At 38.2% G+C, this 25,912-nt stretch carries 19 protein-coding genes and 1 pseudogene; 8 read left to right on the forward strand and 12 right to left on the reverse strand.

Annotated features, from left to right (window positions below; translation table 11 throughout):
* The first annotated feature begins 105 nt into the window (after window positions 1-105).
* From topA to QMN76_RS03965, 3 genes are all read left to right on the forward strand, one after another.
* Window positions 106-2,736, forward strand: coding sequence for a type I DNA topoisomerase (gene topA / locus QMN76_RS03955; protein WP_282023714.1), 2,631 nt, complete (start codon window positions 106-108; stop codon window positions 2,734-2,736).
* A 212-nt stretch (window positions 2,737-2,948) separates the two neighbouring features.
* Window positions 2,949-4,547 (forward strand): S41 family peptidase, encoded by a 1,599-nt coding sequence (locus QMN76_RS03960; protein ID WP_282065749.1) that lies wholly within the window; start codon window positions 2,949-2,951, stop codon window positions 4,545-4,547.
* Between the two features lie 184 nt (window positions 4,548-4,731).
* Window positions 4,732-5,883 (forward strand): OmpA family protein, encoded by a 1,152-nt coding sequence (locus tag QMN76_RS03965; RefSeq protein ID WP_034336150.1) that lies wholly within the window; start codon window positions 4,732-4,734, stop codon window positions 5,881-5,883.
* A gap of 69 nt (window positions 5,884-5,952) precedes the next feature.
* On the opposite strand, the gene cysK is transcribed toward QMN76_RS03965, so the two are convergent.
* Window positions 5,953-6,936, reverse strand: a complete 984-nt coding sequence (gene cysK / locus QMN76_RS03970) for a cysteine synthase A (protein WP_034336148.1) — start codon at window positions 6,934-6,936, stop codon at window positions 5,953-5,955.
* Window positions 6,937-7,107: 171 nt separating this feature from the next.
* Between cysK and QMN76_RS03975 the strand changes: the two genes are divergently transcribed.
* The gene (locus QMN76_RS03975) at window positions 7,108-7,557 is read left to right on the forward strand and encodes an RrF2 family transcriptional regulator (RefSeq protein WP_034336146.1); all 450 of its coding nucleotides are present in this window, start codon (window positions 7,108-7,110) and stop codon (window positions 7,555-7,557) included.
* Window positions 7,558-7,614: 57 nt separating this feature from the next.
* Here QMN76_RS03975 and QMN76_RS03980 read toward each other — a convergent pair whose 3' ends face one another.
* Window positions 7,615-8,169, reverse strand: coding sequence for a hypothetical protein (locus tag QMN76_RS03980; RefSeq protein ID WP_282023713.1), 555 nt, complete (start codon window positions 8,167-8,169; stop codon window positions 7,615-7,617).
* A gap of 439 nt (window positions 8,170-8,608) precedes the next feature.
* Between QMN76_RS03980 and QMN76_RS03985 the strand changes: the two genes are divergently transcribed.
* Both QMN76_RS03985 and parE read left to right on the forward strand, forming a co-directional pair.
* On the forward strand, window positions 8,609-9,154 hold the full coding sequence (locus QMN76_RS03985; RefSeq protein ID WP_034336142.1) for a hypothetical protein: 546 nt from the start codon (window positions 8,609-8,611) through the stop codon (window positions 9,152-9,154).
* A gap of 65 nt (window positions 9,155-9,219) precedes the next feature.
* A complete protein-coding gene (gene parE / locus QMN76_RS03990; RefSeq protein WP_282023712.1) occupies window positions 9,220-11,223 on the forward strand; it encodes a DNA topoisomerase IV subunit B in 2,004 nt (667 codons plus the stop codon).
* A 407-nt stretch (window positions 11,224-11,630) separates the two neighbouring features.
* Here parE and fumC read toward each other — a convergent pair whose 3' ends face one another.
* The 10 genes and pseudogenes from fumC to QMN76_RS04040 all read right to left on the reverse strand — a co-directional run bounded on the left by fumC (window position 11,631) and on the right by QMN76_RS04040 (window position 23,521).
* Window positions 11,631-13,082: a class II fumarate hydratase gene (gene fumC / locus QMN76_RS03995; RefSeq protein WP_034336137.1), complete on the reverse strand. Its 1,452-nt coding sequence runs from the start codon at window positions 13,080-13,082 to the stop codon at window positions 11,631-11,633.
* A gap of 109 nt (window positions 13,083-13,191) precedes the next feature.
* On the reverse strand, window positions 13,192-14,733 hold the full coding sequence (locus tag QMN76_RS04000; protein ID WP_084051483.1) for a complex I subunit 4 family protein: 1,542 nt from the start codon (window positions 14,731-14,733) through the stop codon (window positions 13,192-13,194).
* A 119-nt stretch (window positions 14,734-14,852) separates the two neighbouring features.
* A complete protein-coding gene (gene mutL / locus QMN76_RS04005) occupies window positions 14,853-16,733 on the reverse strand; it encodes a DNA mismatch repair endonuclease MutL (RefSeq protein ID WP_282023711.1) in 1,881 nt (626 codons plus the stop codon).
* A gap of 8 nt (window positions 16,734-16,741) precedes the next feature.
* The gene (locus tag QMN76_RS04010; RefSeq protein ID WP_282023710.1) at window positions 16,742-17,212 is read right to left on the reverse strand and encodes a DUF3035 domain-containing protein; all 471 of its coding nucleotides are present in this window, start codon (window positions 17,210-17,212) and stop codon (window positions 16,742-16,744) included.
* Between the two features lie 106 nt (window positions 17,213-17,318).
* A complete protein-coding gene (lspA, locus tag QMN76_RS04015) occupies window positions 17,319-17,828 on the reverse strand; it encodes a signal peptidase II (RefSeq protein ID WP_034336132.1) in 510 nt (169 codons plus the stop codon).
* Between the two features lie 15 nt (window positions 17,829-17,843).
* Entirely contained in the window at window positions 17,844-20,720 is a 2,877-nt protein-coding gene (gene ileS, locus QMN76_RS04020) for an isoleucine--tRNA ligase (protein ID WP_282023709.1), read from the reverse strand.
* Window positions 20,721-20,848: 128 nt separating this feature from the next.
* Window positions 20,849-21,787 (reverse strand): bifunctional riboflavin kinase/FAD synthetase, encoded by a 939-nt coding sequence (locus QMN76_RS04025; RefSeq protein ID WP_282023708.1) that lies wholly within the window; start codon window positions 21,785-21,787, stop codon window positions 20,849-20,851.
* Window positions 21,788-21,952: 165 nt separating this feature from the next.
* Window positions 21,953-22,111, reverse strand: a pseudogene (locus QMN76_RS11010) (twin-arginine translocase TatA/TatE family subunit); the annotation flags it as partial.
* A 363-nt stretch (window positions 22,112-22,474) separates the two neighbouring features.
* The gene (locus tag QMN76_RS04035) at window positions 22,475-22,930 is read right to left on the reverse strand and encodes a CHAP domain-containing protein (protein WP_034336126.1); all 456 of its coding nucleotides are present in this window, start codon (window positions 22,928-22,930) and stop codon (window positions 22,475-22,477) included.
* Between the two features lie 21 nt (window positions 22,931-22,951).
* Window positions 22,952-23,521, reverse strand: a complete 570-nt coding sequence (locus QMN76_RS04040) for a regulatory protein RecX (protein WP_034336123.1) — start codon at window positions 23,519-23,521, stop codon at window positions 22,952-22,954.
* Between the two features lie 157 nt (window positions 23,522-23,678).
* Between QMN76_RS04040 and QMN76_RS04045 the strand changes: the two genes are divergently transcribed.
* Entirely contained in the window at window positions 23,679-24,869 is a 1,191-nt protein-coding gene (locus QMN76_RS04045) for an aspartate aminotransferase family protein (protein ID WP_282023707.1), read from the forward strand.
* On the forward strand, window positions 24,866-25,864 hold the full coding sequence (argF, locus tag QMN76_RS04050; protein ID WP_282023706.1) for an ornithine carbamoyltransferase: 999 nt from the start codon (window positions 24,866-24,868) through the stop codon (window positions 25,862-25,864). The genes QMN76_RS04045 and argF overlap by 4 nt, the downstream gene beginning before the upstream one ends.
* Window positions 25,865-25,912 lie beyond the last annotated feature (48 nt).

Genomic DNA, 25,912 nt, shown 5'->3' on the forward strand with positions numbered 1-25,912 from the left:
GAACAAGCAACAAAATAATATTTGCTTCTTTGTAAAGAAACGATACTATCTTGTTCTTTGTATTTTTTGACTTTACTTTACACTTAATCCTCGTCTGGAGAACCAATGACAGACGTCATCATAGTAGAATCACCTGCCAAGGCTAAAACAATTAACAAATATCTTGGCAATCAATATACTGTTCTTGCTTCCTTTGGTCATGTGCGCGACCTGCCACCAAAGGATGGAAGTGTACGACCTGACGAAGATTTTGCTATGGATTGGGCTGCGGATGAACGTGGTGCCAAACAAATCAAAGCAATTTCACAAGCCCTTAAAGGGGCAAAAAACCTTTATCTAGCAACTGACCCTGACCGCGAGGGAGAGGCAATTTCTTGGCATGTTCGTGCCATGTTAGAAGATAAAAAGCTATTAAAGAATATTAATGTTGAACGCGTAACTTTTAACGAAATTACCAAACAAGCCGTTCAATACGCAATGCAACATCCACGTGAACTGGATCAACCTCTTATCGAGGCTTATCTTGCTCGACGTGCATTGGATTATCTAGTTGGCTTTACCCTTTCCCCTATTTTATGGAGAAAGCTTCCTGGTTCTCGTAGTGCTGGACGCGTACAATCCGTTGCATTACGTTTAATCTGTGAACGTGAAGCCGAAATTGAAATCTTTAAGCCAAAAGAATATTGGACTATAAGTGGTACATTCTTAACCCCAGCTAATGCACCATTCACAGCAAAGCTCACACAGTTTCAAGGAAAAAAACTTGAACAATTTGATCTAAATAATGAAAACCTAGCTCAACAAGCTGTTCAAATATTACAACAAGAACAGTTTGCTGTTAATGCTGTTGAAAGAAAAAAAACCAAACGGAATCCAGCTCCTCCATTTACCACCTCAACTTTACAACAAGATGCTTCTCGTAAACTTCATATGAGTGCGCAAAATACCATGCGTACAGCGCAACAACTTTATGAAGGCATTGACCTAGGTGGAGAAACAGTCGGTTTAATTACCTATATGAGAACAGATGGCGTGCAAATGGCAGGTGAAGCCATTCAAGCTATTCGCCAGCATATAGAATCTGAATTCGGAGATAAATATCTTCCTTCCAAACCTCGTCATTACACCAGCAAAGCTAAAAATGCCCAAGAAGCACATGAGGCTATTCGCCCAACCAATATAAGCTATACACCCAATCAAGTAGCTTCTTATTTAACACCTGATCAAAAAAAGCTTTACGAGCTTATATGGAAACGCGCGGTTGCCAGTCAAATGCAATCAGCTGAATTGGATCAAGTGGCTGTAACACTTGCCAATTCAAATAAAGAACATTTGTTCAGAGCCAATGGGTCAATGATTGCCTTTGACGGTTTCTTAAAGCTTTATAAAGATATTACCGAGGATCAAGAAAAAGATCCTTCTAAACAAGGTAGCTCTACTATGCTGCCTGCTATGAAAGAAGCAGAAGGTGTTACGACGAAAACAATTACTCCAGAACAACATTTTACCCAACCCCCACCACGTTATGGTGAGGCTTCTTTGGTTAAAAAGATGGAAGAGTTGGGGATTGGTCGCCCCTCTACTTATGCATCCATATTAGGTGTATTACGTGATAGAGAGTATGTAACCCTAGAAAATCGTTACTTTACTCCTCAAGATAGAGGGCGTTTGGTAACCGCCTTTTTGACCTCTTTCTTTAAACGCTATGTCGATATAGATTTTACGGCTAATCTTGAGGAAAAACTGGACGATATTTCAGATAGCAAAGTCAATTGGAAAAAAGTTCTTAGAGATTTTTGGGATGATTTTTCCAAAGCTATTGAGCAAACTAAGGACCTTAAAATCTCTGATGTTATTGACGCACTTGATCATGATTTAGGCAGCCACTTTTTTGCCGAATCTACAGATGGCAGTGATCCGCGCAAGTGCCCAGCCTGTGAAGATGGTAGGCTTAATTTAAAACTTGGACGTTATGGTGCTTTTATTGGTTGCACAAACTATCCTGAATGTCAGTACACACGTAGATTAGGCGTCGAAGGAGCTAATCCTGAAGAGGAAGAGGACCTTAAAGAAGGCTCACGCGTTCTTGGGAAGCATCCTGAAACTAATGAAGAAATTATTATAAAGCGCGGGCCTTGGGGCCTTTATATTCAATGTGGTGAAGCTGACCTTGAAAATAAAAAGAAAAAGCCTAAACGTGCTACTATTCCAAAAGGTATGGATGGTAATGCCATTACTTTTGACGAAGCAATGGGATTATTGTCTTTACCAAGAAATTTAGGGGAATATCCAACAACTGGCGAAGCAATTCAAGCTGGCCTTGGGCCGTTTGGACCATACGTTAAAGTAGGAAGTATTTTTGCCTCTCTCGATAAAACAGATAATGTTTTAACCGTTCAGTTACCACGTGCTTTAGAAGTCATTGAAAAGAAAATGGCTTCAATTCATAATCTTGGGCCTCATCCCAAAGATAAAGAACCGATCCTATTACGCAAAGGTCGCTTTGGCTTTTACTTGCAACATAAAAAAACAGTTGCGCCTTTACCCAAGGGCGATAATGGAGAGAATTTGACCATTGAAACAGCAGTATCTATTCTGGAGGAAAAGGGAAAAGCTACAAAAGGTAAAGCAACGAAAAAGAAAACAACAACCACGACTAAAAAAGCAACAACAAAAACTGCAGTAGCAAAAAAATCAACTGCAACAAAGAAAAAGGCTGTAAAAAAAGAAAAGTAAACTTAAATACGCAACAGTATTGTGTAATTTTTATGTAACAATATGTGTATTTTGTAACATAAAAGCTATCTTTATTATGCATATGCTCTATTGTTATATACAAAATTTGTCCTATTATTCTTTGAGATTTTAATTGTTGATTTTACTCTAAGCGGAGAAAGACGATTCCAGTCCTGTTAAGGCAAGCAACTCATCCAACTTTTGAAACTGCCATGCAGTTCATTGTGTCAATTATGCTTGCTTATAAGTGGCTATCAAAGAGGTTACTCATCATCATCTTTGTAATGGTGATGAGCTTTTCCGTTGCTTTGGCTCAGCAAACACAACCGAATGCTTCTTCTGCACCTCCTAAAAAAGATTTTGATCAAAGCAACTATGTTAATATTATCGCCACAGCGCTAACATTTTTACAGCCCAGAACCCTAGATGAGCACTCTATTGAACAATTATGCCTATGGGGCTTAAATGGATTGAATGCAATTGATCCAACATTTTCTGTAAAAGAGGAAAATGGTAAGTTAAATTTATATAAAGTACAAAAATTAATTTATAGTGCCACAATCCCTGTCGCAACTGACAAAGATAATATAAAAATCTGGTCACAAAATGTAATTAATATTTGGTATAACGCTTGGCAGAACTCAACAGCTATTCAGTCTGTTGGTAAGCAAGGGGTTATCCAAGCTTTTTTTGATGAATTATTTGATCATATGGATCCATATTCTCGTTACGTTGCTCCCAGTTCAGCTTCGACAGACCGAGATGCTCGTGATGGTGGAGATGCAAGTGCTGGTATTTCCCTCATAAAGCAAGGAAATTTTTTTATTATTTCTTCTATCAATCCAAACGGTCCATCTTGGGACAGTGGATTAATGTTGGGTCAGCGTTTATATGCTGTTGATGGTAAAAAAACAGCTAAGGAATCCTTAGATACAATTGTAAAATGGTTAAAAGGAAAGGAAGGCTCTTCATTATCCTTAACCGTTGGCTCTGCACGCAGTAAACGAGTTAAAACTGTTCATATTAAAAGAGAAGCCGTCCCACCAGCAACAGTTTTTGCTTTTACTAGCGACAATATTGTCATGCTCAAAGTAACTTCCTTCTCTACTGATACGGCTGAAGAGATTAGTCAATATCTTGATCAGGCAACTCAAGACATGAAGATTAAAGGTCTAATCATAGACCTAAGAGGTAATCGTGGAGGGGTTTTACAACAAGCCATCACCAGCGTAGCATTAGTCTTAGATAACGGTATTGCCGCAACTACCCAAGGGAGATTTGAAGAAGCCAATCATATTTGGGCGGTACAAGGTGGTGATCTTACTCAAGGAATACCCATTGTTATATTGGTTGATGGGCATACCGCCAGTGCAGCTGAAATTATGGCAGCAGCCCTCGCTGATCATAAACGTGCCGTCGTTGTCGGAAGTACAACATTAGGAAAAGGATTGGTACAAACCATAGCCCAACTTCCTGATGAAGGTGAGTTATTCGTTACGTGGAGTCGTGTCTTAGCTCCTTTGGGATGGCCGTTACAAGGATTAGGGGTCATGCCACAAATATGCACTAGTCGTGGAGAACAATTTGTTAAAAAACAAATGGATGCTTTAAAAACTCCCACTTCTTTTTACAAAAATAACGTTACCGCCTCTCGTAAAGCTCGTCCACCTTTAGATGCAAAAACCATTCAAACTATTCGTAGCGCTTGCCCCGCTGCCCTGGGAACGGATGCTGATCTTGCTATTGCTAATACATTAATCCTTAAACCAGCACTTTATAAACAAGCCTTAAATTTAATTACTAGTGAATAATCGTAAATTTAAAAATCATATCCAGCAATTTGTATAAATATGTGATGTTTGTATGACAAAAAGAAAACTTTTTATTAAAAAATCGATTTTTTACTTCTTTCTTATGAAAAAACACGCTATTTCCAATCAGTATATTGATCATAACGCAACAGCCGTTACACTAAACAGGAGTTTAAAGGTTAAGATGAACTTTCGCTTTCGTCTATTAATGACATCACTATTCAGCCTTTCAGCATCTTTTTGTGTAACATCGTTCTTAGCATCCACAGCTAAAGCGCAACCTGTTCAAGGAATATATGTTACTGGTGCAGGTGGCGTGAGTTTTAATCAGGATCAAGTTGTTCGATTAAACAAGTTTATGCCTGGAGGTAGAGATAAATATACTCCTGGTGCTACTGCTGTTACCAGTCTTGGTTACGGGTTAGGAAATGGCTTTAGAGTTGAAGTCGAAGGAAACTATCGAAATAATCCATTAAAATATCAAAATCTAGGATCATATAAAGCTTGGGGGCAAGGTCGCCAACAAACTTACGGTTTTATGGCAAATGCACTTTTTGATATGGATGTTGGAAGCCCCTATATTTTCCCTTATTTCGGTGCTGGTATTGGTTATGGCTGGTCATCAATGAATGGCGTTAGATTACGCACATCTGATAATCGTCTAACAGAGCATCTAGGTGGAACTTTTGGGAATTTCTCATATCAAGCAATTGGTGGTCTGTCTTTTCCAACCCCTTGGGTTGTTGGATTGTCGTTTACAACAGAATATCGCTTTTGGACGATGTTAGGCCCACAAAGTCATACAGCTGATGTTTGGGGAACACAAGGTGGGTATAATACAACCCATGCCTATAGCCAAGCTCGAGGAAACAGAGACACAACTACTTACTTCAACCACTCAATTTTATTGGGGTTAAGATACGAATTCAACCCTGCTCCTCCTCCAACGACACCTGTAGAGGCAGCACCGACAGTTCCTCAATCAAGAAAATCTCGTACATATTTAGTCTTTTTTGCTTGGGATAGTTACGCTCTAAACGATCGTTCAATTTCTATCGTCAAAGAAGCTGCGCAGGCATATAACAGCGTGCACAGCACACGTATTGAAGCAGATGGATATACTGACTCTTCTGCTGCACCTAACGCACAAGGAAAACGCTACAATGTAGCACTTTCTTTAAAAAGAGCTCGCACCATCAAAGCTGAATTGATTAAAAATGGTGTCCCAGCAAGTAATATTGATATCCACGGCTATGGATCTGAAAATCCATTAGTTCCTACAGGACCAAATGTTCGTGAAGCGCAAAATCGTCGTGTAGAAATTATATTACGTTAATATATAAATAATTCAAAAAAAGCGGGATTATTTCCCGCTTTTTTTATTTTCCTATAATAAAGTTGTAACTTATCCTAAACCATTAAATAGTGGTGTTGATAAATAACGCTCTGCAAAAGATGGTGCAATAGCAACAATCATTTTTCCTTTATTTTCAGGGCGTGATGCTAACAATAAACTTGCATGCAAAGCCGCACCTGATGAGATTCCTACAGGAATTCCATCTAGACTTGCAAGCCTGCGTGAAGCTGACAATGCATCATTTTCAGATACCATTAAAATTTGCTTAATTAAGTCTGTTTCTAAAACTTTTGGTCTGAATCCAGCACCGATCCCTTGAATACCATGAGGACCAGGTTCTTCACCATTCAACACAGCACTTTCAGCTGGCTCTATTCCATAAATCTCTATATTTGAATTATGCTTTTTTAATCCTTTAGCAATCCCTGTTACTGTCCCGCCAGTTCCAATACCAGCAACAACAATATCAACCTTACCCGCAGTATCTTGCCAGATTTCCTCGGCTGTTGTTAACTCGTGAACAACAGCGTTTACTGGATTTTCAAACTGTTTTGGCATCCACGCATTTTCGGTGGTTTTTACAATCTCTTCTGCACGAGCAATCGCACCAGCCATTCCTAAGTGCCCAGGTGTAAGTTCAAGTTGTGCGTCTAAAAAACGCATCATTTTTCTACGTTCTATAGAAGCTTTTTCAGGCATCGTTACAATTAAACGATACCCTCTTGCTGCTGCTACAAAAGCCAAACCAATCCCAGTATTTCCAGATGTAGGCTCAACTAAAATACTTTTCTGAGGACTAATTAATCCATCTGCCTCTGCCTGTAAAACCATGGCTGTTGCCAAACGATCCTTTACAGATGCCAAAGGGTTAAAACACTCTAATTTTAGCAAAATATCTGCGGAAACCTGCTCTTTTCTCAAAAGATTAGAAGGTCTTACCAAAGGAGTTCCTCCGATGGTTTCGATCAATGAGTTATAAATTTTACCTCTTGGTTCAGAGAAACCAAAATTATTATTTTGGGCATCAACCATTTGACTTTGTTCCTTTTTTTAATTTATTAAAAATATTTTACTATAATTTGTTGTAAATAAATTATTTCCTATAGAATAACCCTATTTTTTATCTTACTATAGATTATATATATTTTTATAACACAAATAAATTTATTATTTACACAAAGAACCTGAGGGTGGACAATTTTTATGATTTTAAGACAAGATCGTGCAATTATTGCTATTTTAATCGTAACAGATATTGCATTTTATTCCAGTCGTAATAACACGGTCAGTGCTGCAGATATTTCTACACGAACCAATTTACCTAAAAGAAGTATTGAACCCCTATTACAACTGCTCTCAAAAGCATCGATTTTAGAAAGCACCAGAGGCCCTCATGGGGGATATCATTTAGGTAAGCCCAAACGGCTGATTACAATTGCGAATATCATTCAAGCAATTTCAGTACAAGAAAAAGAAAAATATACAGAAATTCTGTCTCCATTATACCAACAAGTGGTTAAACCTTTTTGGGAAGAAACAGATCATAAAATATTAAAAGATACGTCGAAAATTACGCTGCAAGACTTAATAAAAAATGCAGAGGAAAAAGGAATGAAGCGGCCTCGCCCTAATCCGATTTATTTCACAATATAAAAATAAATATGAAGTTCTTTAACTTCATATTTATTTAAGTTTGATTAATTAAAAAAACTAATTTTTCTTAACAGTAGAATGACGAGCCGTTTTTTTGCGACTTTTGGTTGCTTTCGTTTTGCTTGTTGTTCTACTTACAGGTGCTGCTACAGCAGGTTTAGGCACTTGTACACCCGTGTTATCAACAGTAACATCAACAGATAATGGTGTTTTTAATGTTCCATCTTTATGAATCAGATTAACAGTAAATTTATCTGAACCTGCATATGCCATTGTTGGTGTATAACGCACATAAGTGCGATTATCATAATTATACAAGAATGTTTTACCATTTGTTGGTGTAGCGGTCATCCCAAAAGAGGGAAATGCACCTTTTGAATCTGGATCATTTACCACAAATTGGCATTGACCATCATCACTACGCACAGCCATGGTTGTTTTCCAACTACCATCTTTTTCTTTGACAATTGGTGTTACTGTACATACTGCAGAACGTTTGTCATATTTAAAAGGGTTATTTACCTCACTATCAACAGAAGTAAGACTATTATGTTGACATGCAGTTAGAGCAAAACCCAAACCAACCAAAACTAAAGATAATTGAAGACGCACTTATTAGCCCCCATTGCATTCAACGAAAAACCATTTTTCGTTTTATGATTATTAAGCAAACCATTCACTTATAACATAAATTATATAAAATGTTTGATCTACATCCAAACAGCCCAAAGCATACTCAATATTTCATTTACACAATACATATTACTTAAACAAAATATATTTATATAATTTTAGAAAATTAAAATTATCTTTATCACTTATAGAAGATAAAACAATGATTTTTTATCCCACATGATAAGTTAATAAAGGACAATAAACTATTGCATTATACCAAATACCTGCTATATCGAAAAGGCAAATCATATGAACTGATACAAATTTGAGTTGCTAAGAAAATAAAAATAGCTGAAAAAAATTATCGAATCGGTTATTTTATATTCATTTGATATATTCTTATAATCATTTACCCTTTCCTGATTTGGAGAATTGAATGTCTTTTTCAATTAAACGTCTTGCTCTTTCTGGGTTTATTCTTAGCGGCCTTACTTTGGGTCAGGTTAATGTTGCAAATGCAGCTTGCCGAACGTCTGTTGCTCGCGATGCTTTTAATATCGAAGGCTTAAAAAGTGAACTTATGGTCACAGCCCTTTCTTGTAAAGCACAAGACCAATATAACGGATTTATTAAACAATTTGGTTCTATTGTTAATGAAGAAGAATCTAAATTAAAACGTCATTTCCGTACTACTTACGGCAAAGGTGCTCAAAAGGCACAAGACGATTATATTACGCAATTGGCAAATGTTCAATCTTCTCAAGGGTTAAAAGCAGGAACAATTTTCTGTTTACAAAGAATGAGCATGTTCGACGAGATTAAACCTTTAAAAACAGCAACAGATTTATCTCAATATGCTGATGCCAAAGATATTATGCAACCAACTTCAATTGAAGTCTGTGATGCGCCTTCTTCAAAAAGCAAAGCAAGAACGAGCAAAAAAAGCACAGTACGCCATACAAAAAAAACTAGCAAAAAATAATATAGATTGAGAGATATGAAGAAAATAATTTATGAAATTGTACCTTTCGTGGGAACAGTCCTAATATGAGTGATTTATTTTCTTCTGATAACTCCAAACCATCCATAGAACAGCCCTCTATTTCGACCTCTAGTGATTATAATGCAAAAGATATTGAGGTTTTAGAAGGGCTTGAGCCGGTTCGCAGACGACCTGGTATGTATATTGGTGGTACTGATGAGGCAGCATATCATCATATGGCCTCAGAAATCCTTGACAACTCCATGGACGAAGCTGTTGGTGGATTTGCAAGTATTATTCAAATCAGTTTAGATATTGGTAATAAATTAACTATTCGAGATAACGGTCGTGGGATTCCCGTTGATCCTCATCCAAAATATAAAGATAAATCTGCATTAGAAGTTATCCTTACAACTTTACATGCAGGTGGAAAATTTTCTAATAAAATTTATAACACAGCTGGCGGATTACATGGCGTTGGTTCCTCAGTTGTTAATGCTCTATCTTCGTGGATGGAGGTCGAGATTGCCAGAGATAAAATCCTTTGGCAACAAACCTATAGCCGTGGTAATCCAACTTCTGTTTTAACAAAAATAGGTGTTGTACAAAATCGCCGTGGGACTCAAATCAGCTTTATCCCTGATACAGAAATATTTGGCGATATTAACTTTTCACCTAAACAACTTTTTAAGCTTTGCCGTGCTAAGGCATTCTTATTCAAAGGGGTTACCATTCGTTGGTCATGTGACGAATCCCTTCTTAAAGGCAGTGACGTTCCTGCACAGGCAACACTGCATTTTCCTAATGGTTTAGAGGACAGCTTAAGGGAAGAAATAGACCTAAATAATTTAATCTGCCCTATTTGGTCGGGCGATGTTGCTTTACCAACGGATGCACAAGGCAAAGATACAGGCCGTATTGAATGGTCTATTGCTTGGCTTACAAAAGGTGATTCTTCGCTAAGCTCTTTTTGTAACACTATCCCTACGCCTCTTGGGGGAACTCATGAGCAAGGTTTTAAAAATGCTTTACTTAAAGGCATCAAAACATGGGGGGATCAACGCTCTAATAAACGTACATCAATTATTACAGGAGATGATGTCCTAGGTTCATTAGCAGCTAAACTATCTGTTTTTATTCGCGACCCAGAATTCCAAGGACAAACTAAAGAAAAACTCAGCTCCAAAGAAACAATCAAACTTGTCGAAACCGCTTTACGAGACCGTCTAGACCATTGGTTAGCTGCAGACCCAAGCCAAGCAGATACATTATTCCTTGCAATTTTAGAAAAAGCGGAAGAACGTTTACGTCGCAAAGAAGCTAGAGACACTCCTCGAAAGAGCGCTACAAGACGGTTACGCCTTCCTGGTAAATTAACTGACTGTACCAAAGAGAATGCAGCTGTTACAGAAATATTTATTGTAGAAGGTGATTCTGCTGGTGGCTCTGCAAAGCAAGCGCGTAACCGTGAGACACAAGCAATTTTACCTTTACGTGGAAAAATTCTGAACGTAGCCAGCGCATCCAATCAAAAACTGAATAATAACCAAGAGTTAAAAGATCTAATTGAGGCGCTAGGATGTGGAATTGGATCGTATTTTAATATCGAAAAATTACGCTATGGTCGCATCATTATTATGACTGACGCTGATGTTGATGGTGCACATATTGCATCTCTTCTAATGACTTTTTTCTACCAAGAATTACCTGAACTCATAAACCAAGGAAAACTTTATCTGGCTCAACCACCTCTTTATCGATTGACCCAGGGTGAAAAAAGTATTTATGCTATGGATGATAAAGATAAAGATAAAAAGCAAAATAAGCTCAGTCAAGGTCGTGGTAAAGTAGAGGTTTCACGCTTTAAAGGTCTAGGTGAAATGCCTCCAAAAGACCTTAAAGAAACAACCATGGACCCTAAGCATAGAACTTTATTAAAGGTCACTATTCCTTATGAAGATAAGGATTTTACCGAAGAACGTGTTTCTAATCTCATGGGGAAAAAATCCGAAATGCGTTTTCAATTTATACAAGAACATGCTGGCACAGTGGACTCTTTAGATATTTGAAAAATAGTATTTCCCCATCATCTCATGATAAAATATTTGTATCTTCTACTTTTACTGATGCAATTTTGCTCTAGTAAAATCGACAGTTTTTTTGTTCCTATGAAGTAAACACACGATCAGAAATAATAATATATTGTTTTTGTCGTCACTAACCAACATATTAAATATTAATAATACTTATAATATGTTCCCAAGCAAAATTTGCACCTCCTTTTTTTAAATAGACTAATGAAATCAATTCATTTTCTAATAAAATTGTTGTTGGCGCTTTAAGAAAGGGACTAATATTTAAAAACTATCAATTATAAAAAAAATTACTAATTATTTTAGTAGAATAAAAAAATAAAGTAGTTAATCAAATACATTAACTACTTTATAATAAAAGAAAATATTTAAAAAAGAAGGTATTAAGCCCCTTCTACACCATCACCAGCCATAAGGCGTGGTTTGATATGTTCATCAAATTGTTTTTCATCCAAAAGACCTGTTTTTAAAGCGGCCTCTTTCAAGCTTAACCCTTCAACATCTCCCAAATGAGCAATTTTTGCAGCTCCATCATAACCTACAACTGGTGCCAATGCAGTTACCAACATTAATGAGTTATCAATATAATGTTGAATGCGCTTTTCATTAAGAGTTGTTCCTTCAACAGAGAACTCACGGAAAGCTTTGGCTGCATCGGTTAACAAACGAGAAGCATGTAGAGCATTCATGATTACTAATGGGCGTGTCACGTTTAATTGTAAGTTTCCTTGAGATCCAGCAATTGCAACAGCAGCATCAAGACCCATAATTTGTGTACAAACCATAATCATAGCTTCGCATTGTGTAGGATTGACCTTTCCTGGCATAATAGAAGAACCCGGTTCATTTTCAGGAAGATGAAGCTCACCCAATCCACAGCGAGGGCCTGAGGCTAACCAACGCGTATCATTAGCTATTTTCATCAAAATCGTTGCAATTCCACGTAATGCTGCCATCACTGCAACCATACCATCAAGCCCACCCAAAGCTGCAAATTTATTTGGTGCTGTAATAAAAGGTTGGCCTGTAATTTCAGAAATCTTTGCCGCAATGGCTTTAGAAAATCCTTTTGGAGCATTCATTCCTGTTCCAACGGCAGTGCCACCAGCGGCCAATTCAAAAACACTTCTTTCGGCTTCTTTAACACGTTGTAAACCATCTTTTAATTGAGAAGCCCAGCCAGACCATTCTTGCCCAACAGTCAAAGGAACTGCATCTTGTAAATGTGTACGGCCAATTTTCACAACTTCAAACCATTGTTCTGCTTTAGCTTCAATTGCTTTGACCAATTGATTTAATTCTGGGAAAAATTTCTTTTCTAATTCCAAAACCATTGCCACGTGCATTGCCGTTGGGAAACTATCATTAGAAGATTGTCCCATATTCACATGATCATTTGGATGGACTGGCTTTTTAGATCCTATTTGCCCACCTAATAATTGAATCGCACGATTAGCAATAACCTCGTTTGCATTCATGTTAGTCTGTGTGCCCGATCCAGTTTGCCATACGCACAAAGGAAAATGGTCGTCTAACTCACCTTTTGTAGCCTCTTTTGAGGCTTGTACAATTGCTTGAGCAAGCGTTTTATCCAAACGTCCTGCGGCTGCATTTACTTCGGCTGCTGCCCCTTTAACGATTCCATAAGCATGGTAAACCTCACGAGGCATAACGTCACCACCAATATTAAAATGGTGCAAAGAACGTTGTGTTTGTGCGCCCCAATAACGATCTGCTGGAACTTCAACCGCTCCCATAGAATCACTTTCTTGACGATTTCCAGTTGCCTGAATACCAATCCCTATATATTGATAAGACGCTTTATCCTGAGCCATTAAGATAATCCTTTGTTATAAATTATAAACCATCATAAAAAAAACCCACTGCAAAGCCAAGGGCTGCAATGGGCTTTAAAGCATTTAAAGGAAGAAAATCCTTCACATTTTAGCGAACAGCTATTTGATGAACATCAATATTGTTTACAGCAACTGTAGAAGCATGAGACGTTAGCTCGGCCACTCTACCAGAAGACGTAAAAGACATTACTGCAGGATCAAATACTGACAGAAAGCTGTTGGGATAAATTCCCATCCACAGTGTGATCAAAGCAAGTGGAACCAAAATTGTTAACTCTCTGACACTAAGATCACGCATATGATCTACAGCAGGTTTAACAACCCCTCCAAAGATAACTTTACGATATAAAACTAGGGTGTAAATTGCACCTAAAATCATGGTGGATCCGCCCAATAATGCAATCCAGAAAGAAACTTGTAACGCCCCAACCATAACAAGTAATTCACCAACAAAGGCACCTGTTCCTGGTAGGCCAACATTCGCCATAATAAAGATCATTGCCAATAAAGCTAATTTTGGCATTTTACTAGCAACACCACCAAATTCTGTAATGGAACGTGAGCCAACACGGTAAGTTACTGCTGCGATACATAAAAATAATGCTGCAATTGTTACCCCATGAGAAATTACTTGCATCAGGGCCCCGTTAATACCTTCGGGAGTTAACGAGAATAAACCAATAGCAATCAAGCCCATATGTGAAAAAGAAGAGTAAGCAATCATGCGTTTAATATCAGTTTGAGACAACGCAATAATTGCACCATAAATTACGGCACAAACCCCTAATATCATAATCAACATCCCATAACGATGAGATGCTTCTGGTAACATCAATACGCCAAACCGCAGCAATCCATAAGCGCCAGCCTTTGACATAACACCAGAAACCAACAAAGTCGTTGGTGCTGGACCTTCAGTATAAGCAGAAGGTAACCAAGCATGGAGTGGAAATAGTGGGAGTTTGACACCGAAAGCCAATACAAATCCAAGCAATAACCACCCCTGAACTGTTCCAGAGAAGGATTGATGCATTAATACAGGAATATCAGTTGTACCTGTATGAACCCACATCCACAAGATACCGATCATCATAAAGAGTGAGCCAGTAAATGTGTATAAGAAGAATTGTAAAGATGCAAAAATACGTTTTGGTCCACCCCAAATCCCAATAAGCATGCTGCTTGGGATTAAGGTAGCTTCATAAAAACAATAGAATACGACCATGTCTAATGAAGAAAATAACCCAACAAGAGTAGTTTCCAACAATAAAACAGCAACCATATAATCACGAATACGATCCGTAATCATTTGCCATGCAGATAAAATTGCTACCAAGGTTAACAAAGTAGATAAAATAATAAAGAATAGACTGATTCCATCGACACCGACGTGATAAGACACGCCAAAACCTGCAAGCCATTCACTTTGATAAGCAAATTGATACCCAGGTAGTGTTGGATCAAAAAGGCTCCACATGACGATAGACAAACCAAAGACAACAACACTTGTCCATAAGGCTATCCATCTGGCGGTACGTGCCACTTCTTCAGAAGATCCACGCATCAGGAAGATTGTTAAAGCCCCGAGTAAGGGCAAATAAGTTACGAGTGTAAGCAATACTGTGTGCACGGTATTCTCATTAATTAATTGATTCAAATACGATAATAGGAAGTTTATACATCTTTATAACAAAATTGCCCAGAAATGATTTCATTTTTTCTATCATACCCTTTGCTTTCAGAGTTTTTTTAAGAACGATGGAATAGTTTTTCTATGTCTTTTTTAGACCATTTTAGCCAAGTTGGACGCCCATGAGAGCAAGTCCCTGCTCGCGGTGTTTCCTCCATTTGACGAAGTAACGCATTCATTTCATCCGTATTTAACATGCGCCCCGCCCGAACACTATGATGACAGGCCATCCTTGATATAATAGCATCCAGGCGAAGATGCAAAGAATCTGCCTCATTTGGATTGGCTTGCTCATCTGCTTCCAGCTCTTCAACGAGATCGGTTAACAACTCTTTTGCTGAAATAGGTCCTAATAACTGAGGTAATGCTCTTACCAAAATTGATTTACCTCCAAAAGATTCAAGCTCTATACCCAACCCCTCTAAATTTTCCTTGAATTCTAGTAAACATTGTATCTGAGAATCCGTTAGGTCAACGACTTCTGGTAACAATAAGGGTTGAGAACGAATCCCCTGCTCCAAATATTGTTTTCTTAAGGCTTCATGAGTTAATCGTTCATGCGCTGCATGTTGATCAACCATCACAAACTCATCTTCAGTAGTCACAGCCAAGATATAAGTTTTAAATATCTGGGCAATGGCAGTTCCCAGTGGCAAATTAATTTCTGAGTGGTTAGACACACCATTAGACTTTGAAAACTGCACCAAAGCACTATCTACATCTCGAACAGACAAAGCACCTTCATTTAAAAAAGTATAATTTTCCTGACTTTTTATAGTTTGGATAACAGACAAATCATTCGGTTCAGAAAAAAGACGTTGTGTCACAGAAGGATATTGAATATTAGACGCTTTTTGTTGATATTGCCTAGGAACTACTTGTAACGATTCAGGATGAACGCCACTATTCCCTGCCCCCATCGCTAAACTTTTTTGTATACTGCCAATTAATAGGGCACGAACAGCGGCATCATCAGAAAATCTTAACTCAGTTTTGGCAGGATGAACATTTACATCTAATTGATCCATAGGCACCGTTAAAAATAAAGCAACAACTGGATGTCGTCCCTTTTCCAACACATCTCTATATCCAACACGGATAGCAGTTTGCATGACGGGATCTACAACAGGGCGATCATTAACAACCATAATCTGACCATTCGTTGTAGATCGATTAACAGAGGACGCACCAATAAACCCCGTTAAGTGCAACTCTTCGCGTTGGAAATCAATAAAGATTAATTCCTCTTCACGAATATCGGTTAAGATAGATAAAATTCGCTCTTTACGCGTTTGAATAGGAAGGTCAAAAATCGTTTTATCATCTCTAATCAAGCAAAAAGCCACCTCAGGTCGAGCCACTGCCAACCGTTGAATCATTGCTTCACAACGAGAAAATTCTACCCTAGGTGTTTTTAAAAATTTACGCCTAGCAGGCGTAGCAAAAAACAAATCCTCTACAATAACCTGAGTGCCACATTGGCCCGCCGCAGGCGATACGGCTTTTGTTTTTCCACCCTCAACGTGAATTTGCCAGGCCTGTGAGGCATCCATCGTACGTGAAATAATTTTTAACCGTGCTGCCGCACCAATAGAAGGTAATGCCTCACCACGAAACCCAAGCGTTTTAATCTGAACCAAGTCTTCTTCTATAATTTTAGAAGTACAATGACGCTCTATGGCTAGAGATAAATCATCAGAAGACATACCACATCCATTATCCATCACTTGGATACGGTCTATGCCTCCATTAATGAGATGAATGACAATACGATTCGCCCCAGAATCCAAAGCATTTTCAACAAGTTCTTTAACAACTGCTGCGGGACGTTCAATAACTTCACCCGCAGCAATTAAATTAATTGTATGCTCGGATAATTGGCGAATTTTATTCTGTTTTGGAGAAGACGAATTCTCTTTGATTGTATCTTCTCTAAACATTATTCACCTTATTTTTTTGTTGTCGTCGGCGTTGCCCCATGATCTGGGCTGAGCCCTAAGCTTAAATTATTATGTAAACGTTTATTTTCAGCAGCCCCATCAACTGCTAAATCAGCAGGTTTACCACTGTCCCAGAACATAATTTGATCAACAAATCCCTGATCGGTAACCAACTCATGCTGACGAGATGTGTCAGCAGATTGTGTTGCTTGAGTAACCAACTCAGATTGCCCTGCACTTGGAACATCTTTATCTCTATCCAACGCCACATCAGGAGATAAAATTTCCAACGTTTGTTGACGAATAGATTGCCCTGCAGGACGTCCAGCATTGCTGTCAGGTAATAATAAACTCTCTGACGGAGGCATAGATAACGGTGAACGCGTCGTCACCGTATATTCATCAGGCATTGATCGTTTCAGCCCAAAAGCACGAGAAACATCCTCTCCTGAGCATGCAGAAAGAAGAAACACCGTCATAAGACAGCCAACTGGCATCAAATAATTCAGGCTTAACTTATGCACCATAATTTGCCTCACCCTTTACTAACAATAAAAATCAACAAACATTCAATAGACACATTGACTAATACTTTGACCCTTGACGGAAAAAAGCATCAATTAACAACATACCTACGCCACAAACAATTGCACTGTCGGCAATATTAAATACATACCACGACCAACCGTTAACATGAAGATGTATAAAATCCACAACGGCCCCAAAACGTACACGATCAATAATATTTCCGACAGCACCACCTATAATTGCCCCTAAACTAAGAATAACACATAGCTTAGATGCTCTTATCATCCATACAAACAAACCAACTGCAATAGAAAATGCTAAAACTGCAAAAATGATTGGGGCATATTGACCTAATACATCACCCAACATTCCAAACGTAATGGCTTTATTCCATACCATGGTGAAATTCAAACAAGGAAGTATCTCGACAGATCTTTTTTCTGGCAAGTCAAAAATATTCAAAATCCAATATTTACTGAGCTGGTCACAAACCAGCACAACAAATAATATCATCAATCCGAATAGCCATTTTCGTGATTTTTTAGAAAATTTTAAGACATTATTCATTCGATCTACAATCGTCTAACTAACCACATCAACACATCGTAAGCATAATTCTGGATGATCAGCACTTTCACCAACCTCATCCAAAACCTTCCAACAACGTGCACATTTTTGTCCAGAAGCAATCGTTATAACAGGAGGAGCATGAGGTTCACCCAATTGTTCTTCTTCCTCAGTATAAAGAGAAGCAGAACCAGGCACGACATTGATGTCCACTTGTGATACAATTACCAATTCAGCCCAATCATATTGTCCAAACAAAGCGGCTTCTTTATCAGAGAAACTTAGCTCAATAGCTGCCTGTAAGGAAGATTTAATCACGCCTTCTCTTCTTGCATTTTCGATTTCTGTGGTAATAATACGACGGATTGCACGAACTTGAACCCAACGTGCAGCCAACTCTTTATCATGCCACTGTGCAGGAAGTGTTGGAAAATCTTCTAAATGAATACTTTGCTCTTCACCAAAGCGTGCCGCCCATGCTTCTTCTGCAGTAAAACACAATACAGGGGCAAGCCACGCACATAAACAACGATGTAAGATATCTAAAACAGTTCTAGCTGCCCTTCTGCGAAGATTACTTCGACCATCACAATATAAAGCATCTTTACGAATATCGAAATAAAAGGCAGATAAATCAACATTACAAAAATTATGTAACATTGGATAAACACCAACCCACTCATGGGTTTTTATTGCTTGTTGAATGACTTGATTGACTTCGGTTAAACGATGTAAAACCCATTTTTCAAGCTCTGGTAATTCTGAATAAGGCACTTTCTCTGCATCAGTAAACCCGTCCAAACCGCCAAGTAACCAGCGTAAGGTATTACGTAGTCTGCGATATAAATCGCCTTGTTGCTTTAGGATTTCTTTGCCAATACGCAAATCATCATTTGTGTCCGAATTCATGACCCAAAGACGTAAAATATCTGCGCCCATTGTATCATTAACTTCCTGTGGGGCAACAACATTTCCCAAAGATTTAGACATTTTACGTCCCTGTTCATCCATCACAAAACCATTACTGACAATCGTTTTGTAAGGAGCAACACCGCGCGTACCAACACATTCTAATAAAGAAGATTGGAACCAACCACGATGTTGATCTGAACCTTCGAGATATAAGTCAGCAGGGAAATTTAACTTATCTTGACCAAGCACAAACGCATGGGTTGAACCACTTTCAAACCAAACATCAACAATGTCAAATACTTGATTAAAATCATCTGCATTATACCCATCCCCCAAAAAGCGAGAAGCTGGTGAGGTATACCAAGCATCAGCACCTTCGACTTTAAAGGCCTCAACAATACGTTGCATCACATCTGCATCACGTAATACTTCACGGGTTTCTTTATTGACAAACACAGCAATAGGAACGCCCCAAGCGCGTTGACGGCTGATACACCAATCTGGACGAGAAGCCACCATACTGGTCAAACGATTACGGATTTGAGCAGGAACAAAGGTAACGTCCTCTAATGCAGACAGCGCATTTTGACGAATTTTCCTATCATCATCCATCGCAATAAACCATTGTGGTGTGGCACGATAAATGACTGGTGCTCTGGAACGCCATGAATGTGGGTAAGAGTGAACAATAGAAGATCTTGCAACTAACCCCGTAAAAGCTTCTCCATTTGCTCGTGCTTTTTGAGAAGATTCTATAAGTTGGTCACAAACGGGCTCTGCTGCTTTAAAAACGTGAATACCAGCAAATAATGGAACAGTATCAGCATATACACCATCATCTTGAACCAATTCATCAACACCAATTTGATGGTCGCGACAAAGATAAAAGTCATCCTCACCATGCGCAGGCGCACAATGAACCAACCCTGTTCCAGCCTCTGTTGTTACGAATTCACCTGCTAATAAAGGCACATCATAATCAAATCCGTTGCCATGATAGGGATGCTTTGCAACAGAGCCTTTTAATTCATGCCCCGAAAATGTATGTAAAATAGCGTGATCTGTAATACCAACTTGTTGACAAAATGAATCAGCAAGATCCTGTGCTATTAAAAACTTAGCATTTACAGTTACGTGGGATTCCTCACTAGCAGCATTAACAATGATCACTTGATAATTAATGTCATTATTGTATGCTATCGCTCTGTTTGCTGGAATAGTCCAAGGGGTCGTCGTCCAAATAACCGCAGAAGCACCCTCTAATACATGATTAGAGGTTAAATCTTTAGCAATTGGAAAAGCAACAAAGATCGTCACAGATGTATGATCGTGATATTCAATTTCTGCTTCTGCCAAAGCTGTTTTTTCAACGGGGCTCCACATAACAGGACGCAAGCCACGATATAAACTGCCATTTAATAAGAAGCGACCAATTTCCTCGACAATCGTTGCTTCAGAAGAGAAATCCATAGTTGCATAACGATTTTCCCATTCGCCTTGAACACCTAATCGTTGAAATTCAGAAGATTGGGTTGTCAACCATTCCTTGGCATAATTACGGCATTCTGCACGAAATTGTAAAACAGGAACATCATCTTTATTTTTACCCGCTTTACGGTATTGTTCCTCTATACGCCATTCAATAGGAAGGCCATGACAATCCCAACCAGGAATATACCGAACAACTTCACCATTCATTCGGTGTGAACGATTAATGACATCTTTGATAATTTTATTAAGTGCATGACCAATATGTAAATGACCATTTGCATATGGAGGGCCATCATGCAACGTAAAAACTTTATGACCCGCAGCCAAGCGTTCATACGATTTTTTCTGTATGGCTGCATCCAACCCTATCTTCTTCCAATGAGCCAAAATCTCAGGCTCTTTTTTAGGTAAGCCACCACGCATAGGAAAGGAAGTAGACGGTAAAAATACTGTATCACGATACAGATCGGTCGATTTGGATTCAGTCATAATGTCATTCTAACTGTAACAATAATAAATAAAAAAACTATTAATTTTTAAAATTAAAGATCAATAGCAACTAAAAGCCAGAAATACCCTATTTAACAGATTATTTTCAATTCATAATCAACAAATTATTAAATTAGTTCAAGAGCATTAAAAAATTCTTTTGCATCCAACGCATCTTTTGTAATTTGCTGCTTTAATGCATCAAGACCATCAAAACGTTTTTCAGCACGAATAAATTGATGCAACCATACTTTTATTTCCTGACCATAAATATCCTGATCAAAATTAAACAAGTGTACTTCGAGGCGGCATTCATTATGATGACCAAAAGTAGGACGATATCCAACATTGGCAACCCCTGTATGTATTTCCCCACTTGGTAAAGCTATTTTAACCGCATAAACCCCACACATTGGTTCTACATGTTCGCCCATCAATAAATTCGCGGTGGGAAATCCAATCGTTCTGCCACGTTTATCGCCATGTTGAACAATCGCTTGGACACTCCAAACACGTCCCAATAGTTCCGCTGCATGTTTAGGATGTCCATTGCGCAATAAATGACGAATACGACTAGAGGAAATAATCCCTTTTTCATCCTCCAAAGGCCGCACAACCGTTAACCCTATTCCCAAAGATTTTGTCTCGGATGCAAGGTAATCTATATTTCCACTACGCCCCTTACCAAATGCGAAACATTCACCGCAAGCAACATGAGTCACACCCAGTTGCTCTTGAAGGATTTTATGAACAAAGTCATGCGCACTAAGTGAAGAAAAATCAGTATTAAAATTAATTTGAAAAATCGTATCGACACCGACCGCAGCCAAAGCAGCATTTCGTTCTTCAGCATTGGTTAATCGAAAGGGAGCATCTTCTTTGAAAAATAATTGGCGTGGATGAGGCTCAAAAGTTACAACAGACAAAGAACGATCTGGACACTGCTTATGTAAGCTTTGTAATAAATATGCATGGCCACGATGCACACCATCAAAATTCCCTAGTGCAGTCACACTTCCTCTTGCTTTAGGAGAAATTGGCTGACCATTTTGAAAAATCACAGTCATAAACGGCTCTATATTCCTTATCGTTGCCCTTCAAAAGAACTTTATCTTTTGGCAGTATTATTTTTTATCAGAATCAGAAGATACAGTCGTTGTTTCTTTTTCATTAAAGGATACAGATTCATCTTTGTGATCTGATGCAGATAATGTCTTAGTGGGTTGTGTGTCAGACCCTTTAGACGATGTTTCTTCTTCGGCTATGTTCTTTTTAAAATCTTTAATACCTTTGGCAAAGTCGCCCATTAATGTGGATACTTTTTTACCGCCAAATAATAATAAAACGACAATTAATACAATCAGCCAATGCCAAATACTTAAGCTACCCATAGTATCCTCATATTTATGTTTGGGTTAAAATGATATTCAAATCATTTAAACATCACAACCAAATATTATATAAAATCATTAAGAAACATACCATAATCTGATTGGTTGGGTAATACTATAATTTTTTGTTCTATGCAAAATTAAAAATATTACATTAATTACAAAGAATATTCCTTGGAAGCATCTCATAGACCAAAAAGATTATCATCTTACCTTTTATTCTGATATCGGGTTGATAAAAATTTTTTAACAACGAAGAACCGAGAGTCATGTTTACTCATTATAATTTTTTACAAACAAAAGGCTCTATTCAAAACAAAGTATTATCTTTACCTAAAAGAGATAACCTCACTGCTTATAGAATTAAGTTTTTCCTGGAATAATAAACCCATAGGTTGGATATTTCCTGGTTCCTAATTTATTGATTGGTGGCCACCATACACGAACCAACGACCAATCATTACGAGAGGAAACATCTACCACAGAAGCATTATGATTAATTCTTTGTGCATCCCAGTTTGCATGATCAACAATAATTGTACGTGAATCCTTGATTTTCTTTACAACAGATACGTGTCCATCTGGCAATTTAGAGGTTTTACGAAATACTAAGATAGCCCCTTTTTGAGGTTGTTTTGTATGAGAATACTTCCCTTGAGACTGTGACCACCAAGAATATGCAGATCCTCTAAGATCAACCCCTGTAAGCTTTCTCGCATAAGGAGCGCATTGTAGCTTTCCGCTATAACTGCGGCCACCACAAGCCGCAAGTAAGGGTAATAAAAACACAAATACAATCAATGATCTGAGTATAGCCATTCCATAATACCCTAATTATCTTTATAAAGACCGAAGCTTTTGTATCATTTCCTCTGCCTCGACAAGCTCCATAGACAAAACATTATCCGTCATCGCAAAAGAAAACCCTCCTCTAGCAAAAGAGGATTGCTCTTTTTGTTTGGTCTCTATATTAAACTCGCGATCAACGCGACGAAACGGACCTATACGCTTTTTTTTTGCATAAACCAAAGCGGCAAGTAATTCTATATCCTTATCTTGATACTGATCTAATACCGATTGAACAACATCAAAAGCAACACCTTTTTGTAATAATTTATTTTGTATGACCTTTTGAGAACGCCCTGATCTGATCAAAGAACTCACTTTGTGCTCGGTAAAAACCTGATCATTAACAATCCCCAGCTGCTTCACTTTAGCAATAATATCAGGTATTTCTTGATACCCTTGCCTTAATTTGCTGTTAATTTGTGAAGATTCTATTCCTTCTTTTTCAGCCTTAATCGCCCAACGTTGCAACCTGGCCTTTAAAACACGCAATAATCCTTTTTCGGTATTGTTATACCGAGATAAATACATCATCGTATATTCTTGCAGATCAGGAAATTTCACAGGCAGTTACTCTATCAAAAGATCTATACATATTTATTTTATATTGTAAAATATAAGAATAAATAAATAAAAACATCAAGAAGAAATTGACATTATTAATACAATAACAGAATATGATTCTTTTATTTAATCAAAAAATTAACAAAGAAGAGTTACTATGATTTCCGTTCTTATGCCTACCTATAATCGTGCAGACCTTGCTTTTACGCAAGGTCAAGGTGCTTGGCTTATTACGGAAGACGGCCGACGATTTTTGGATTTCGGTGCTGGGATTGCGACCTCCTCAATTGGACATAATCACCCTCACCTAACCAAAACCATAGCTGAGCAAGCCAAGCTTGTCTTACATACTTCTAATTTATATCGCATTCCACAAGCAGAAAGACTGGCAGAAAGACTGGTAGAGATCAGCTTTGCCGATAGTGTTTTCTTTTGCAACTCTGGTGCTGAAGCCAATGAAGGCTTAATCAAAGGCATACGTCGGGCACAATTTAAAAATGGACATCCAGAACGTACGGATATTATTTGTTTTGAAAATGCTTTTCACGGTCGCACTTTGGCAACATTAACTGCTACGGGAAACCCTAAATATTTAGAAGGGTTCGAACCAAGACTTCCTGGGATCAAACATATACCTGTAGGTGATTTAGAAGCCTTACATAATGCTGTTGATGAACATACGGCTGGTTTCTTGATTGAACCTATTCAAGGTGAAAGTGGAATTAATGTCATTCCAACAGATTTTTTACGTGAACTTAGAAAAATTTGTGATGATAAAAATCTATACCTTGGTTTCGATGAAATTCAATGTGGTATGGGTCGTACTGGAAAAATGTTCGCATATCAATGGACGGATATTGAACCTGACATCATGTCTTTGGCAAAAGGAATTGCAGGAGGCGTTCCTATGGGAGCATTCTTAGCCAAAGAATCTATCGCCAAACATTTAACCGCTGGAACACATGGATCAACATTTGGAGGTAATCCTTTGGCATGTGCAGCAGGAAACGCAGTGCTAGACATTTTACTTGCGCCTGGTTTCTTGGATCATATTGCGAAGACAGGAAATTATTTAAAAAACGCGCTGCAAAAACTCATTGAGCAATACCCATCTATTTATGAAGAAGTCAAAGGTAAAGGCTTAATGTTAGGGATAAAAGGCAAGTTAGCACCTGTTGAAGTTCAAAATGCAGCCTTGCATCAAAATTTATTAACCGTTGCCGCAGGTAATAATGTAGTGCGAATTGTTCCTCCTTTGATTGTATCAGAAGAAGAATGCCAAGAAGGAGCAAATCGTTTGGCCAAAGCTGCGCAACAATTACAAAATAGTATGGAACAAAGCCCATGAGCAGTTTATCAAATTCTCAAAAAAACAGCGCTCAAGATAAAAAATATAAACATTTTCTTGATATTCGTGATCTGTCTAAACAAGACCTTCAAGACATGATAATATTGGGCAAGCAAATGAAAGATATGCAAGAGAATAGAAAATACCCTTTGCATCCCGCAGCCCCATTACAAGGTAAAAATGTTGCTTTAATCTTCTCTAAACCCTCAACTCGGACACGCGTTTCATTTGAAGTGGGTATTCATCAACTAGGTGGGCATTCTGTTGTTTTATCAACGGATAGCATGCAAATTGGTCGTGGGGAAACTATTGCTGATACTGCACGCGTCCTCTCTCGTTTTGTAGATGCTATGGTATTAAGAACGGGATGTACTGACGATTTGTTAGGCCTTGCAGAGCTTAGCTCTGTCCCTGTCATTAATGGATTAACTCCCACCTCTCACCCATCACAAATTATTGCTGATATTATGACTTTTGAAGATCATAAAGGCTCTATCAAAGGGCGTACCTTGGCCTGGCTTGGAGATGGAAACAATGTCGCAAGTTCTTTGATAGAAGCTGCTACACAGTTCGAATTCACATTAAACCTTGCAACTCCAACAAATTATGCTCCATCTAAGGAAGTCTTGGAATGGGCCAGCAAAAATGGTGGAAAAATCAATGTCACGAATGATCCCAAAGAAGCCGTTCGTAACGCAGATGCTGTTGTAACCGATACTTGGGTCAGCATGTCAGATAGTGATAATGAGAAACAAGCACGCCTCAAAGCATTAGGCCCTTACCAAGTTAATCGTGAGTTAATGAACTTAGCTGCTAAGGATGCAATATTCTTACATTGTTTACCGGCTCACATTGGTGAAGAGGTAACTGAAGAAGTCTTCGAAAGCAGTCAATCAGTCGTATTCGATGAAGCTGAAAACCGTCTTCATGCTCACAAAGCCATTTTAATCTGGTCTATGATGGGCAATGATTGGCGAAGCTATGGCTCTAAGTAAAATCCTTAAGAAGTTTTACGCTTAAATGAAAAGGATCTATAATATTTA

Source organism: Commensalibacter papalotli (ex Botero et al. 2024) (assembly GCF_947179115.1).
GTDB lineage: Bacteria > Pseudomonadota > Alphaproteobacteria > Acetobacterales > Acetobacteraceae > Commensalibacter > Commensalibacter papalotli.

Coding starts and splice junctions, on each gene's coding strand:
- ileS (WP_282023709.1), bottom strand. CDS start 20,720: ATGACTGAATCCAAATCGACCGATCTGTATCGTGATACAGTATTTTTA.
- QMN76_RS04010 (WP_282023710.1), bottom strand. CDS start 17,212: ATGACGGTGTTTCTTCTTTCTGCATGCTCAGGAGAGGATGTTTCTCGT.
- QMN76_RS03975 (WP_034336146.1), top strand. CDS start 7,108: ATGATTTTAAGACAAGATCGTGCAATTATTGCTATTTTAATCGTAACA.
- QMN76_RS04045 (WP_282023707.1), top strand. CDS start 23,679: ATGATTTCCGTTCTTATGCCTACCTATAATCGTGCAGACCTTGCTTTT.
- fumC (WP_034336137.1), bottom strand. CDS start 13,082: ATGGCTCAGGATAAAGCGTCTTATCAATATATAGGGATTGGTATTCAG.
- QMN76_RS03985 (WP_034336142.1), top strand. CDS start 8,609: ATGTCTTTTTCAATTAAACGTCTTGCTCTTTCTGGGTTTATTCTTAGC.
- QMN76_RS04025 (WP_282023708.1), bottom strand. CDS start 21,787: ATGACTGTGATTTTTCAAAATGGTCAGCCAATTTCTCCTAAAGCAAGA.
- lspA (WP_034336132.1), bottom strand. CDS start 17,828: ATGAATAATGTCTTAAAATTTTCTAAAAAATCACGAAAATGGCTATTC.
- topA (WP_282023714.1), top strand. CDS start 106: ATGACAGACGTCATCATAGTAGAATCACCTGCCAAGGCTAAAACAATT.
- cysK (WP_034336148.1), bottom strand. CDS start 6,936: ATGGTTGATGCCCAAAATAATAATTTTGGTTTCTCTGAACCAAGAGGT.
- QMN76_RS03965 (WP_034336150.1), top strand. CDS start 4,732: ATGAACTTTCGCTTTCGTCTATTAATGACATCACTATTCAGCCTTTCA.
- parE (WP_282023712.1), top strand. CDS start 9,220: ATGAGTGATTTATTTTCTTCTGATAACTCCAAACCATCCATAGAACAG.
- QMN76_RS04035 (WP_034336126.1), bottom strand. CDS start 22,930: ATGGCTATACTCAGATCATTGATTGTATTTGTGTTTTTATTACCCTTA.
- argF (WP_282023706.1), top strand. CDS start 24,866: ATGAGCAGTTTATCAAATTCTCAAAAAAACAGCGCTCAAGATAAAAAA.
- QMN76_RS03960 (WP_282065749.1), top strand. CDS start 2,949: ATGCAGTTCATTGTGTCAATTATGCTTGCTTATAAGTGGCTATCAAAG.
- mutL (WP_282023711.1), bottom strand. CDS start 16,733: ATGTTTAGAGAAGATACAATCAAAGAGAATTCGTCTTCTCCAAAACAG.